The organism is Sphingomonas sp. NCPPB 2930, assembly GCF_042867205.1.
Lineage (GTDB): Bacteria > Pseudomonadota > Alphaproteobacteria > Sphingomonadales > Sphingomonadaceae > Sphingomonas.
On the sequence record NZ_JBHZQU010000007.1, the window covers coordinates 88340 to 101473 of the forward strand.

General features: G+C 69.4%; 11 protein-coding genes. 2 read left to right on the forward strand and 9 right to left on the reverse strand.

What is annotated here, in order from left to right:
- Window positions 1-33 precede the first annotated feature (33 nt).
- The 9 genes from miaB to ACFX59_RS10240 form a co-directional block, all read right to left on the reverse strand.
- Window positions 34-1356 carry a tRNA (N6-isopentenyl adenosine(37)-C2)-methylthiotransferase MiaB gene (gene miaB, locus ACFX59_RS10200; protein WP_387432129.1) on the reverse strand — a complete coding sequence of 441 codons (1323 nt, stop codon included), beginning with the start codon at window positions 1354-1356 and terminating at the stop codon, window positions 34-36.
- Window positions 1357-1454: 98 nt separating this feature from the next.
- Window positions 1455-2204 (reverse strand): lysophospholipid acyltransferase family protein, encoded by a 750-nt coding sequence (locus ACFX59_RS10205; RefSeq protein WP_387432131.1) that lies wholly within the window; start codon window positions 2202-2204, stop codon window positions 1455-1457.
- Complete coding sequence (locus ACFX59_RS10210; RefSeq protein WP_007406973.1) at window positions 2201-2623, reverse strand: Fur family transcriptional regulator; 423 nt, start codon at window positions 2621-2623, stop codon at window positions 2201-2203. The genes ACFX59_RS10205 and ACFX59_RS10210 overlap by 4 nt, the downstream gene beginning before the upstream one ends.
- A gap of 99 nt (window positions 2624-2722) precedes the next feature.
- Window positions 2723-3193, reverse strand: coding sequence for a GNAT family N-acetyltransferase (locus ACFX59_RS10215; protein ID WP_387432133.1), 471 nt, complete (start codon window positions 3191-3193; stop codon window positions 2723-2725).
- Window positions 3193-3831 carry a tRNA (adenosine(37)-N6)-threonylcarbamoyltransferase complex dimerization subunit type 1 TsaB gene (gene tsaB / locus ACFX59_RS10220; RefSeq protein ID WP_387432136.1) on the reverse strand — a complete coding sequence of 213 codons (639 nt, stop codon included), beginning with the start codon at window positions 3829-3831 and terminating at the stop codon, window positions 3193-3195. Before tsaB ends, ACFX59_RS10215 begins: the two co-directional genes overlap by 1 nt.
- A gap of 8 nt (window positions 3832-3839) precedes the next feature.
- Window positions 3840-4430, reverse strand: coding sequence for a malonic semialdehyde reductase (locus ACFX59_RS10225; protein ID WP_307102863.1), 591 nt, complete (start codon window positions 4428-4430; stop codon window positions 3840-3842).
- On the reverse strand, window positions 4430-5002 hold the full coding sequence (locus ACFX59_RS10230) for a NifU family protein (protein ID WP_387432139.1): 573 nt from the start codon (window positions 5000-5002) through the stop codon (window positions 4430-4432). Before ACFX59_RS10230 ends, ACFX59_RS10225 begins: the two co-directional genes overlap by 1 nt.
- A gap of 192 nt (window positions 5003-5194) precedes the next feature.
- Window positions 5195-6937 carry a methyl-accepting chemotaxis protein gene (locus tag ACFX59_RS10235; protein ID WP_387432141.1) on the reverse strand — a complete coding sequence of 581 codons (1743 nt, stop codon included), beginning with the start codon at window positions 6935-6937 and terminating at the stop codon, window positions 5195-5197.
- Window positions 6938-7040: 103 nt separating this feature from the next.
- Window positions 7041-7757 (reverse strand): aspartyl/asparaginyl beta-hydroxylase domain-containing protein, encoded by a 717-nt coding sequence (locus tag ACFX59_RS10240; protein ID WP_387432144.1) that lies wholly within the window; start codon window positions 7755-7757, stop codon window positions 7041-7043.
- 200 nt (window positions 7758-7957) lie between these two features.
- On the opposite strand from ACFX59_RS10240, the gene ACFX59_RS10245 reads away from it, so the two are divergent.
- Window positions 7958-10918: a M16 family metallopeptidase gene (locus tag ACFX59_RS10245; RefSeq protein WP_387432147.1), complete on the forward strand. Its 2961-nt coding sequence runs from the start codon at window positions 7958-7960 to the stop codon at window positions 10916-10918.
- 153 nt (window positions 10919-11071) lie between these two features.
- On the forward strand, window positions 11072-12913 hold the full coding sequence (typA, locus tag ACFX59_RS10250; protein WP_387432149.1) for a translational GTPase TypA: 1842 nt from the start codon (window positions 11072-11074) through the stop codon (window positions 12911-12913).
- Window positions 12914-13134 lie beyond the last annotated feature (221 nt).

The following is a 13134-nucleotide window of genomic DNA, read 5'->3' on the forward strand; positions in this document are numbered from 1 at the left end:
TGGGCTTCGACTTCGGGAGGTAGGGGGGGCGGCTTACGCCGCCGCCTTGACCTTGGCCTGTCCGGTCAGCGAGTTCGGGCCCGCCGCGACCAGTTCCACCTCGACCAGATCGCCGATCTGGTGGTCGCCGATCAGGTGGACCGACTGGAGCCAGGGCGACTTGCCGAGCATCTGGCCGGGCAGCTTGCCGCGCCGCTCGATCAGGACGGTGCAGGTCCGCCCGACGCTCGCCATGTTGAAGGCGTGCTGGTCGCGGTTGAGCGCGGCCTGGAGACGCTGGAGCCGGTCGTCCATCACCTCGGCGGGAACCTGATCGGCCATGGTCGCGGCGGGGGTGCCGGGGCGGGGGGAGTATTTGAAGCTGAATGCCTGCGCATGGCCCATCGCATCGACCAGGCTCAGCGTGTCGGCGAACTCCGCCTCGGTCTCTCCCGGAAAGCCGACGATGAAATCGCCCGACAGCGCGATGTCGGGGCGCGCTTCGCGGACCCGGTCGATCACGCGCATATAGCTGTCACGGCTATGCTGGCGGTTCATCGCCTTCAGGATGCGGTCGCTGCCCGACTGGACCGGCAGGTGGAGGAAGGGCATCAGGCTCTCGACGTCGCGGTGCGCGTCGATCAGCCCCTGGGTCATGTCATTGGGATGGCTGGTCGTGTAGCGGATGCGGTGCAGCCCCGGAATCCGGTCCATCTCGCGGATCAGCCCGTGCAGCCCCCGGTCGTCGGCGTCGTTCCAGGCGTTGACGTTCTGGCCCAGCAGCGTGATCTCGCGCGCGCCCGCATCGACCAGCGCGCGCGCCTCGTCCATGATCGCCGAATAGGAGCGGCTGACCTCCGCCCCGCGCGTATAGGGCACCACGCAATAGGTGCAGAATTTGTCGCAACCCTCCTGCACCGTCAGAAAGGCCGAGGGGCCGACCTTGCGGCGGCCGGGCAGGTGGACGAATTTCGATTCGACCGGCATGTCGGTGTCGAGCGCGGCCTCGCCCGCCGCCGCCTTTGCGACGAGGTCGGGCAGGTTGTGATAGGCCTGCGGGCCGACCACCACATCGACCTTGGCGCGGCGGACGATCTCGGGCCCTTCGGCCTGCGCGACGCAGCCGGCGACCGCGATCATCGGCTTGCGGCCCTCGTCGGCGGCGTCCTTGCGGATACGGCCGATCTCCGAATAGACGCGCTCGGTCGCGCGTTCGCGGATGTGGCAGGTGTTGAGCACCACCAGATCGGCGGCACCGGCATCGTCGGTCGCCGACAGGCCTTGCGCGGCCATCAGCTCGGCCATGCGCTCGCCGTCATAGACGTTCATCTGACAGCCGAAGGACTTGACGTGGAAGGTCTTGGGAGATGCGGGCATGACGCGCCCCTTATCGCAAATCGCGGGGCCTCGCCAGCGTCGGCGATGGGGGCGTCGCACCGGGCAGGACAGGGCCCCCGCGCGGTGCGACAAACGGGTCAGGATGCGGCGATGCGCGCCCGTGCCTCGGCGGCGATCGCCTTGCGGTAGGGGAAGTCGGCGGGATCGAACGGCTCCAGATAATGAAGCGTCACCACGAAGCGCCCCGGTCGCCGCAGCACCCGCCTGGCATGCGCGTCGCCCGCATCGTCGCCCAGCCACGTCAGATCGGCCGCCGCCGCGCCATAGTCGATCCGCACCGGCTGGACGCGGATGCCGGGGATGGGCGGGACCAAGGCGGCGAACAGCGCGGGCTTGAAGGGCAGGAGGTGCAGATCATCGCCCGTCGTCCCCTCCGGAAAGATCGCCAGCGGCTGCCCCTCGGTCAGCGCGGCGCGGATGGTCGCCACCTGATCGCCGACACCCAGGCGGTCGCCGCGCGCGACGAACAAGGTGCGGTTGAGCCCCGCCAGCCAGCCGATCAGCGGCAGCGCCGCCACCTCCGCCTTGGCGACGAAGCGGGTGCCCGATGTGCCCGCCAGCAGCAGTATGTCCATCCAGCTCAGGTGATTGGCCGCGATCATCGCATCTTGCCGGAGCGGGGTGCCGGTGACCCGAATGTCCGCGCCCAGGATGATGGCGACCCAGCGCAGGAACCGGCGCGGCCAGGGCGAGCGGCGTCCGAGCGCCCGCCAGGCGCCATGCAGCATCAGCGCGACCAGCAGCGTGCCGATAATGCACGAAAGGCGACCCGCTGCACGCAGGCCGCCCTTGTGGTCGGCATCGGACAAGGCGATGCTCGCCGTCATCCCTTGCGGTCGAGGCTGACGCCGTAAAGCTCCATCCGGTGGTCGACCAGGCGGAAGCCCAGCTTCTCGGCGATCGCCTTTTGCAGCTGTTCCAGCTCGGGGTCGACGAACTCGATCACGCGGCCGGTCTCGACATCGATCAGGTGATCGTGATGCGCCTCGGGCGAGGGTTCGTAGCGGGCGCGGCCGTCGCCGAAATCGTGGCGGTCCAGGATGCCGGCTTCCTCGAACAGGCGGACGGTGCGGTACACGGTCGCGATCGAGATGCCCGGATCGATCTTGGCGGCGCGCTCATAGACCTTTTCCACATCGGGATGGTCCTCCGCTTCCGACAGGACGCGGGCGATCACGCGGCGCTGTTCGGTGATGCGCAGTCCCTTTTGCGCGCACAGCGCTTCAAGATCGATTTTGCGGGCCATGGTAACGTTCAACTCCTCGGGCTGACCCCCTCTCTACGCGCAAAGCCTAATTGCGAAAAGGGGATAGCGACTCGCAATAACCCGGAAACTGTGATCGGGTCAGCCAATGGCGCGGGCATAGGTGTGGGCATCATAATGCCGCCCGTCCGCGCCCCTGTAATAATTGCGCCGTTCGCCGCATTTGGCAAAGCCGTGCGCGGTGTAGAACAGCACCGCCGGATTGTTCGAGCGGACCTCCAGGTGCAGCGTCACCACCCCCGACGCGGCGCAGTCGGCGATCACCGAGCGGATCAGCGCGCTGGCGATCCCATGGCGGCGATGATCGGGGACGACGCCCAGCAGCAGCAGCTCGGCCTCGTCCATCACGGCGCGGGTCAGCGCGAAGCCCGCCGGTTCGCCGCCCGCCTCGGCGATCAGCAGATGGACGCCGGGCATCGCCATCACGCCCAGCAGCTGGGCCCGCGTCCAGGCCTCGCCCCATTGCGGATCGAAGGCGGCGGCCATGACCTGCTCGGCCGCGCCCGCATCGCGGGCATCCCCGGCGCGCAGCTGCACGCTGAGGCTGGCCATCAGGCGGCGAGCTCTGGTGGGGTGATGCCGCCGGGCAGCTTGGCATCGGGCGCGCGGCCATAGACGGGGCGCGGCGCCAGCCCGACCAGCCCCGGCGGCAGCCGCCAGGCCTCGGACGCATCGGGCAGCGCCTCGACCACCGGCAGGTCGGGGGCGAGCGCGGTCAGCCAGCGCACGCCGTTGCCGACCGCCACCCGTCCCTCCAGCGCGGCGAGCGCGGCATCGGGCTTCATCGAAGCGAAGGGGGAGAGCGGGGTCAGGTCGCGGGCAAAGGCCTGGACGAACACCTCGCCATGCCCGCCTTCCAGCACGACGGTCAGCGCCTCGTCCGTCCGTGTCGCAAAGGCGGCGGCGGCGACCAGCGCCAGCGAGTGATACCCGGTGGCGCTGACGCCCCAGCCCAGCGCCAGCCCGCGCGCGGCGGCGATGCCGACCCGGATGCCGGTGAAGCTGCCGGGGCCGCAATCGACCAGGATGCGCGCCGCCCGGCCGCCATCGGGCAGCGCGGCGATCATCGGCACCAGCTTTTCGGCATGGCCGCGCCCGACGACGTCATGGGCATGGCCGATCACCCGCTCGCCCTCCAGAAGGGCGACCGAGCAGGCGGCGGTGGCGGTATCGATGACCAGCGTGCGCAAGATGGGGCTCAGACGATCCGGTTGGCCTGTTCGAACGACAGACGGGGATTGCGCGGGTGCAGCGTGCTGCGGTCGCCATAGCCGATCGTGGCGATGAAGTTGGACCGCACGCCCGGTTGGTCGGCGAAGAACGCCTTGTCCACCGCGCCCTGGTCGAAGCCCGACATCGCGCCGGTATCCAGCCCCAGCGCACGCGCGGCCAGGATCAGATAGGCGCCCTGAAGCGAGCTGTTGCGGAAGGCGGAGGCTTCGCGCAGCTCGGTATTGCCGTCGAACCAGCTCTTGGCATCGACATGCGGGAACAGCTGCGGCAGGTTTTCGTGGAAATTCACGTCCATGCCGATCACCACGGCGGCGGGGGCGGCGCGGATCTTGTCCGCATTGCTGCCCGTCGCGCAGTCGGCCAGCCTGTCCTTCGCCTCCTGGCTCAGGCACCAGACCATGCGCGCCGGGCTCTGGTTGGTCGAGGTCGGGGCCATCTTCATCAGATCCCAGACCGCGCGGATCTCGTCCTCGCCGACGGGCGTGTCGAGATAATGGTTGAAGGTCCGTCCTTCGCGGAACAGCCGGTCGAGGCTGGCGTCGTCGATCGGGTTCATCAGACGGCCCTCACTTCGGTGACTTCGGGGACATAATGGCGCAGCAGCTGCTCGATGCCGTTCTTGAGCGTCGCGGTGGAGGAGGGGCAACCCGCGCAGGCGCCCTGCATCTTGAGATAGACCTTGCCCTTGTCGAAGCCGCGATAGACGATGTCGCCGCCGTCATTGGCGACCGCGGGCCGGACGCGCGTGTCGATCAGTTCGCGGATCTGCGCGACGATGTCGGCATCCTCGGGATCGTCGGCGAACGCCTCTTCCTCGCCCGGAACCGCGAAATCGGCCGCGCCCTGCCTGAACAGCGGCATCTGCGCCGAGAAATGGTCCAGCAGGATGCCGAGCACGTCGGGCTTCACATCCGACCACTCGGTGCCGGGCGCGACCGTGACCGAGACGAAGTCGCGACCGAAGAACACGCCGGTCACGTCGCCCAGGTTGAAGATCGCCTCGGCCAGCGGGCTGGCGGCGGCTTCCTCGGGCGAGGCGAAGTCGCGGGTGCCGCTGTCCATGACCTTGCGGCCGGGCAGGAATTTCAGCGTCGCCGGATTGGGCGTCGGTTCGGTCTCGATCAGCATGTCCCCCATGTGGCGCGGGTCGCGACGGGGATCAAGCACGGGCGGGGAAAGGATGCGTTTCGAATCCCCAAGCCATGATGGTCCCCATCCGATCCCAACGGGCCTCTCGCAGAGTATCCTTGATGGGAGACCGGGTGGGGGAGCGGGCCGGTACCGCCCGAACGCGCTGCCAGCGCGTTTCCAAACGGCCCCTCAGGCGACGAGGTGCAGCGGCGCCGATGGCCGGGCGCTGCGCGGCTCGGCCAGGCGGAAGCGGGCGATCGCCGCGTTCAGCTCCTCCGCCTCCTGCGCCAGGGTGCGCGCGGCGGCGGTCGCCTGTTCGACCATCGCGGCATTTTGCTGGGTGACGCCGTCCATCTCGGTCAGCGCGAGGTTGATCTGGCCCATGCTGCCCGCCTGATGCGCGGTATCCTTGGCGATGCCGGTCATCAGCGCGCCGATCTCGCTTATGCCCTGGTTGATCCGGGTCAGCGCGTCGCCGGTCTGGCCGACCAGGTCGACGCCGACGCGCACCTGATCCGCGCTGGCCAGGATCCGCGCCTTCACGTCGCGCGCGGCATCCGCCGAACGCTGCGCCAGCGCGCGGACCTCCGACGCGACGACGGCGAATCCCTTGCCCGCATCGCCCGCCCGCGCGGCTTCGACCCCGGCATTGAGCGCGAGCAGATTGGTCTGGAAGGCAATGCCGTCGATCACCCCGATGATCGTGGCGATCTCGGTCGAGGCATGTTCGATGTCGCCCATCGCGGCACGCGCCCGATCGACCACCGCGCCGCCCTCGCGCGCCTCGCTGCGGGTCCGCTCGACCACCTGCGCGGCCTGGGCCGCGCCGTCGGCGGCGTGGCGGACAGTGGCGGTGACCTCGTCCATCCCGGCGGCGGTCTCCTCCAGGCTGGCGGCCTGTTGCTCGGTCCGGCGGGACAGGTCGTCGGAGGCCTGGCGAATGTCGATCGCGCCCGCCCGGATGCCGTCCGCCGTGCCCGCCACCGCCGCCATGGCGGCCTGCAAGGCCAGCATCGCGCCGTTGAAATCGGCCTTCAGCCGCGCGAAGGGCGCCTCCAGCGGCGCGTCGATCCGGGCGGTCAAATCCCCCTTCGCCAGCGCGGACAGGCCCTGGCCGATGCTCGACACGATCAGGTCGGTCTGGCGCGCCTTGGCCGCCTCGGCCTCGGCCAGATGGTCGCGAAACGCCGCCATCGAGCGGGCCATCTCGCCCACCTCGTCCGCGCGCGATCCGTGCGGGATGGCGATGTCGGTCCGCCCGGCGGCCAGCGCCCCCATCGCGGCGCGCAGGTCGTGCAGCGGGCGCACCACCGTCCGCAGCGCGATGGTCAGCCCCATGGCCAGCCCGACCACCGCCAGCATCACAGTCGCGCCGATCAGGATCCAGCGACCCTGTTCGGCGGTCTCGGCGGCCCGGTCGTGAAGCGCGGCGACGTCCTCCTTCAGCGCGTCGATCCGGCTGTCGGCGATCGTGGAGGCGCGCCGCTCGGCGGGGCGGACGCGCTGGCGGAAATGGGCCAGGCCGCCCGCCCGGTCGCCGCCATTGGCCAGCCGCCCGGTGATCGCCAGTTCGGCGCGCACCTGGTCCTGCGACGCCAGATACTCGGCCGACACCGATCCCGGCGGCACGCGGCGCAGCGACGCCAGCTCGTCGCTGAAGCTCGCCAGTCGCTTGGTGAATTTGGTCAGGATCACCTGCCGCTCCGCCGGGTCCTCCTCCAGCGCCAGGTTGAGCGCATCGCGCTGCAACGACCGGCTGAGCGAGCGCAGTTCCGCCAGCCGGAACATCAGCGCGCCCGCATCGGTGGCGGCCTCATTGGCGGCGGCCACCCTTTGCGAGAGGTGAAGCGTCACCCCCGACAGGCTGGCGAGCAATATCACGGACACCAGGACCGGGGCGATCAGGCGGGCGGCGACACTTTTGATTTTCATGACAATTTTGTGACAAAAGCCAATGGAAAGAATGACTTGCCATTGGTGTCGGCGGGTTGCCAAAATATTAACGTCGCCGCGTCACAGGCCCCGGACGGGATTTTCAGGCGGGGCGGTCGTGCTGCCCCAGTCCCAACAGCGACTCCGCGATCCAGCGTCCCGGCTGGCGCAGCGGGCGGACGACCTGGACGACCAGGACGGTGCGCGTCCCGCCCGTCTCGTTCCACATTTCATGGACATAGGTGTCGTCGAACACCAGGGTTTCGCCCTCGGCCCAACGGACGATGCGATCCTTCACCCGCATCCGCGCATCGCCATCGCGCGGGACGGCGAGCCCCAGGTGGCAGGTGATCAGCCCCTTGGTCGCGCCGCGCCGGGGCGGGACATGCGCACCGGGCGCGAGTCGGGCGATATGGGCATCATGGAGCCCCGGAATTGCCGCGACGGTCGCCGCCAAGCGCGGGCAGGCGCGCCAGTCCGCCCCGGCCGCCGGATCGGCGCGCACCTCGTCGCGGATCGCGGCCCAGTGGCAACGGAGCCCCGCCGTCCAGCCGAAGTCGCGCACGTCGAGCACCGGATCATTGGCGACCAGCGAGGAGGCCGCGATCACCCGATCGGGCAGGTGCCGCAACCGCGCGCCGATCGCCCGGCCGAGCGACGGCCGCGCCGCCGCGTCGGTCGGCGGGAACGGGGCGGGCTGGGGCGGGACCAGCGACAGGTCGGCCCTGGGGGCGGGGGCATCCGCGTCGCATGCGCCCGATTTATGCCATATTGCGCCCTGCGAAGGACGCTGGACTCCGGCATTCATCGACTTGGTCATCACGCGCTTCATATCCCCGGCCTCGACGCCTGCACCGGGGACGTTGGCCGTCCTCCTGCCGCAAGGTCAGTGTCGCCGGACTAGCCCGCCTATGGGTCGAAATGATGGCGACGACCCGGCGGGGGAGCGCCGCGGGGCGGGGGATTGGGGCGATTTGGGGGCGACTGGCGGTGGCGCGTTCGCCGCGATAAGAGGGGGGTATGGCGTTCACGATCCGCGCGTTGCGCAGTCTTGCCCTGCCGGTCCTGATCGGGCTGGCCCTTCCCGTCATCGCCCAGGCCCCCCGGCCGGGCCCGACGGACCAGCGCTCGGTGCCGCAGGGGATGCCCGTTCCCGTCACGGTGGCGACCGCACCCGCCGCGCCCGCCGAGCGCGATCCGCTCGCGCCGCTGCCGCCCATCCCCGGCGTCGACCAGAGCGCCTGGCTCTACAAGGGCTCCGACCTGCCGCAGGACAAGGCGTGGAAGTTCGGGCGGCTGGCCAATGGCCTGCGCTTCGCGGTCCGGCGCAACGGGGTGCCGCCGGGGCAGGTGGCGGTACGGGTGCGGATCGATGCGGGGTCGCTCAACGAACGCGACTCGGAACGCGGCTTCGCCCATCTGATCGAGCATCTGTCGTTCCGCGGCTCGCAATATGTCCCCGACGGTGAGGCCAAGCGAATCTGGCAGCGGCTGGGCGCGACCTTCGGCTCTGACTCCAACGCCTCGACCACGCCGACCCAGACCGTCTATCAGCTCGACCTGCCCGGCGCGACCGAGGCGGGGCTGGACGAGAGCCTGAAGATCCTGGCGGGCATGATGGCGGCCCCCTCGATCACCGCCCAATCGCTGAATGCCGAGCGGCCGGTGGTGCTGGCCGAGCGGCGCGAGCAGCCGGGGCCGCAGGTCCGCTATTCGGACAAGCTGCGCGAGACCTTCTTCGCTGGCCAGCCGCTCGCCGAGCGGTCGCCGATCGGCCAGCTCGCCACGCTGGAGGCGGCGACGCCGGAGAGCGTGCGGGCGTTCCACGACCGCTGGTATCGGCCCGAGCGCGCGGTGGTCGTCATCTCGGGCGACATGGACCCGCTCGTCCTGGCCCAGCTGGTCACCAGGAATTTCGGCGGCTGGCAGGGCGTCGGCGCCAATCCGCCCGATCCCGATTTCGGCAGCCCCCGGGCCGATGCGCCGATGGCGGGCGCGCTGGTCGAACCCGCCCTGCCGCCGACCGTGGCGATGGGCGTGCTGCGCCCCTGGCAGTATCGGGACGACACCGCGATCTTCAACCAGAAGCGGATGGTCGACATGGTCGCCGCCCGCCTGATCAGCCGCCGGCTGGAAAACCGGGCGCGGGCGGGGGGCAGCTTCCTGCAGGCCAGCGTCGCGCTCGACGACGTGTCCCGCTCGGCCAATATGACGACGGTGAACGTCGTGCCGCTCGGCGAGGATTGGGAGGCCGCGCTCAAGGACGTGCGCGCGGTCATCGCCGATGCGATGGCGACCGCGCCCACCCAGGCCGAGATCGACCGCGAGCTTGCCGATTACGACGCCATCCTGCGCACCGAGGTGGAGACCGCGCGGGTCGAGGCGGGGGCCAAGCAGGCCGACGACATGGTCGGCGCGCTCGACATTCGCGAGACCGTGACCGCGCCGGAGAGCAGCTATCAGATCTTGAAGCAGGCGGTGGCGGCGCGGATGTTCACGCCCGAGACGGTGCTGGCGTCGACCCGCCGGATCTTCCAGGGGACCGCCACACGCGCGCTGGTCAACACCCGCACCGCGCAAGCCGATGCGGTCGCCCGGCTGACCGCCGCGCTGAAGGCCGATGTCCGCCCGCTGGCCGAACAGCGCCGCCGACAGGGCGCGATCAGCTTCGCCCAGCTGCCCAGGCTGGGCGCGCCGGGCAAGGTCGTGGCGCGCGAGAAGATCGATGCGCTGGGGCTGGAGAAGATCACCTTCGCCAATGGCGTGCGGCTGTTGCTGTTCGCGAATGACGGCGAGACGGCGCGCATCTATCTGCGCGTCCGGTTCGGGCGTGGCTATGACGCGCTGCCCGCCAACCGCGAGAGCCCGGCCTGGGCGGCCGATCTGGCGCTGGTGGCGGGCGGGATCGGCAAGTTCGACCAGGGCGATCTCGACCGGCTGACCGCCGGGCGGCGCATGGGGATGGACTTCGGGATCGAGGACGATGCCTTTGCCTTCAACGCGCTGAGTTCGCCCGACGACTATGCCGACAATCTGAAGCTGATGGCGGCCAAGCTGATCGCGCCGCGCTGGGACGCCGCGCCGGTCAACCGGGCCAAGGCGGCGATGCTGGCGGGGTATGACGGGCTCGACGCCTCGCCCGACAGCGTGCTGGGCCGTGATCTGGAGCGGTTGCTGCGCGACGGCGATCCGCGCTGGGGCACCCCGCCGCGCGAGGCGGTGGCGGCGGTCACCCCCGCGTCGTTCAAGGCGCTATGGGCGCCCTTGCTCGCCTCGGGCCCGATCGAGGTGTCGGTGTTCGGCGACGTGAAGGCGGACGAGGCGATCAAGGCGGTGGCCGAGAGCCTGGGCGCGATCCCCGCGCGCAAGGTCGACGCGTCGCCCGCTCCTCCGGTCCGCTTCCCCGCGCATGTCGCCACGCCGGTCGTGCGCACCCATGGCGGCCCCGCCGACCAGGCGGCGGCGGTGATCGCCTGGCCGACCGGCGGCGGGGCGGGGGACGACCGAATCCGCAACCGGCTGGACGTGCTGGCGCAGGTCTTTTCGGACCGGCTGTTCGACCGGCTCCGTTCGCAGGCCGGGGCCAGCTACAGCCCGCAGGTCGGCAGCCAGTGGCCGCTCGGCCTGCCCGGCGGCGGGCGGATGATCGCGATCGGCATGGTCGCCCCCGACAAGGTCGACTTCTTCCTGTCGACCGCACGCGCCATCGCCGCCGACCTCGCCGCGCATCCGATCGATGCCGACGAGTTGCAGCGGATCAAGCGCCCCATGGCGCAGCGGCTGATGCGGATGTCGTCGGGCAACCAGTTCTGGATGCAGCGCCTGGCGGGGGCCTCCTACGACCCCCGCCGGATCGAGGCGACCCAGCGGCTGGCACAGGATTTCGTCTCGATCGGCCCCGCCGACATCCAGGCGGTGGCGGCGAAATATCTGCGGCCCGACACCGACTGGACGCTGAAGGTGGTGCCGCGCGCCAAGTAATCCTCCCCACGAGCGGGGAGGAACCTGTCGCTTTCCCGCTCGTTTCAGCCATTCACCGCCTTTGTGCGCCGCAAAATCCGCGCTGCCCTTTCGCTTTGCGCAGCTTTCGGCTATGGCGCGCGGCGACATACCCTCCGAACAAGAGAAACCTGCATGAGCCTCCGCAACGTGGCGATCATCGCGCACGTCGACCATGGCAAGACGACCCTGGTCGATCAGCTGTTCCGCCAGTCGGGCACCTTCCGTGACAACCAGCGCGTGGAAGAGCGCGCGATGGACTCCAACGACCTGGAAAAGGAGCGCGGGATCACCATTCTCGCCAAGCCGACCTCGGTCGACTGGACTCCGCCGGGCAGCGACGAGTCGATCCGCATCAACATCGTCGACACCCCCGGCCACGCCGACTTCGGCGGCGAGGTGGAGCGCATCCTGTCGATGGTCGACGGCGTCGTCCTCTTGGTCGACTCGTCGGAAGGCGCGATGCCGCAGACGAAGTTCGTGACCGGCAAGGCGCTGGCGCTCGGCCTGAAGCCGATCGTCGTCGTCAACAAGGTCGACCGCGCCGACGCGCGTATCCAGGAAGTGCTGGACGAAGTGTTCGACCTGTTCGTCTCGCTCGACGCGAATGACGAACAGCTGGACTTCCCGGTCCTCTACGCCTCGGGCCGCAACGGCTATGCCTCGACCGACATGGACGCGCGCGAAGGCACGCTGATCCCGATGTTCGAGACGATCGTGAACCACGTCCCGGCCCCGAAGGTCGAGGTCGAGGACGTGCCCTTCACCTTCCTGGTGACGCTGCTCGACCGCGACAACTTCCTGGGTCGCATCCTGACCGGCCGCGTCAACTCGGGCACGGTCAAGCTGAACCAGGCGATCCACGCGCTCGACGCCGAGGGCAATGTGATCGAAACGGGCCGCGCGTCGAAGATCCTGTCGTTCCGCGGCCTGGACCGCGTGCCGGTCGAGGAAGCCAAGGCGGGCGACATCATCTCGCTGGCCGGTCTGGCGGTCGCGACCGTTGCGAACACCATTGCCGACACCAGCGTGTCCGAGCCGCTTCAGGCGCAGCCGATCGATCCGCCGACGCTGTCGATGCGCTTCGCGGTGAACGACTCGCCGATGGCGGGCCGTGAGGGCACCAAGGTCACCAGCCGCATGATCCGCGACCGCCTGATGCGCGAAGCGGAATCGAACGTCGCGGTGAAGGTCACCGAGAGCGACGACCGCGACAGCTTCGAGGTCGCCGGTCGCGGCGAACTCCAGCTGGGCGTTCTGATCGAGACGATGCGCCGCGAAGGCTTCGAGCTGGGCATCAGCCGCCCGCGCGTGCTGTTCGGCGAGGACGAGGACGGCAAGAAGACCGAGCCGTACGAAACCGTCATCATCGACGTGGACGAGGAATATTCGGGCACGGTCGTCGAGAAGATGAACCTGCGCAAGGCCGAGATGACCGACATGCGTCCCTCGGGCGGCGGCAAGACCCGCATCACCTTCTCCGCGCCGTCGCGTGGCATGATCGGCTATCATGGCGAGTTCCTGTCGGACACGCGCGGCACCGGCATCATGAACCGCCTGTTCGAGAGGTACGGCCCCCACAAGGGCAAGATCGAGGGTCGCAAGAACGGCGTCCTGATCTCGAACGGCGCGGGCGAAGCGCAGGGCTATGCCCTGGGTCCGCTCGAAGAGCGCGGCATCCTGTTCGTCGGGCACGGCGAAGCGCTGTACGAAGGCATGATCATCGGCGAGAACGCCAAGACGGATGACCTTGAGGTCAACCCGATGAAGGCGAAGCAGCTGACCAACTTCCGCGCTTCGGGCGGCAAGGATGACGCCATCCGCCTGACCCCGCCGAAGAAGATGACGCTGGAGCAGGCCATTGCGTATATCGACGACGACGAAATGGTCGAAGTGACCCCGAAGTCGATCCGTCTGCGCAAGCGCTTCCTGGACCCCAACGAGCGCAAGCGCGCCGCGCGCTCGAAGGCGGCATAACAGCCAGCCTGTCGGAAAGGGGGTCGGACGGAAACGTCCGGCCCTTTTTCTTTGGGGGCGGCGGCCTGTCCGAAGGAAGGACGCGGCTGCCTTCAATCACGCCTCCGTTCACCGACTGCGAACAAGTTTGTTGGCGCGATAGTGTTTATCCCGATATAGGGATCGTCATAGAGAGACGGGGAGGGGTGTCATGGCACTGGCCATTGAAATCGGTGTGAGCT

Bases quoted from the DNA above. Each gene is read 5' to 3' on its own strand.
- typA (WP_387432149.1), top strand. From the start codon at position 11,072: ATGAGCCTCCGCAACGTGGCGATCATCGCGCACGTCGACCATGGCAAG.
- ACFX59_RS10205 (WP_387432131.1), bottom strand. From the start codon at position 2,204: ATGACGGCGAGCATCGCCTTGTCCGATGCCGACCACAAGGGCGGCCTG.
- ACFX59_RS10235 (WP_387432141.1), bottom strand. From the start codon at position 6,937: ATGAAAATCAAAAGTGTCGCCGCCCGCCTGATCGCCCCGGTCCTGGTG.
- miaB (WP_387432129.1), bottom strand. From the start codon at position 1,356: ATGCCCGCATCTCCCAAGACCTTCCACGTCAAGTCCTTCGGCTGTCAG.
- ACFX59_RS10210 (WP_007406973.1), bottom strand. From the start codon at position 2,623: ATGGCCCGCAAAATCGATCTTGAAGCGCTGTGCGCGCAAAAGGGACTG.
- ACFX59_RS10215 (WP_387432133.1), bottom strand. From the start codon at position 3,193: ATGGCCAGCCTCAGCGTGCAGCTGCGCGCCGGGGATGCCCGCGATGCG.
- ACFX59_RS10240 (WP_387432144.1), bottom strand. From the start codon at position 7,757: ATGACCAAGTCGATGAATGCCGGAGTCCAGCGTCCTTCGCAGGGCGCA.
- ACFX59_RS10230 (WP_387432139.1), bottom strand. From the start codon at position 5,002: ATGCTGATCGAGACCGAACCGACGCCCAATCCGGCGACGCTGAAATTC.
- ACFX59_RS10225 (WP_307102863.1), bottom strand. From the start codon at position 4,430: ATGAACCCGATCGACGACGCCAGCCTCGACCGGCTGTTCCGCGAAGGA.
- ACFX59_RS10245 (WP_387432147.1), top strand. From the start codon at position 7,958: ATGGCGTTCACGATCCGCGCGTTGCGCAGTCTTGCCCTGCCGGTCCTG.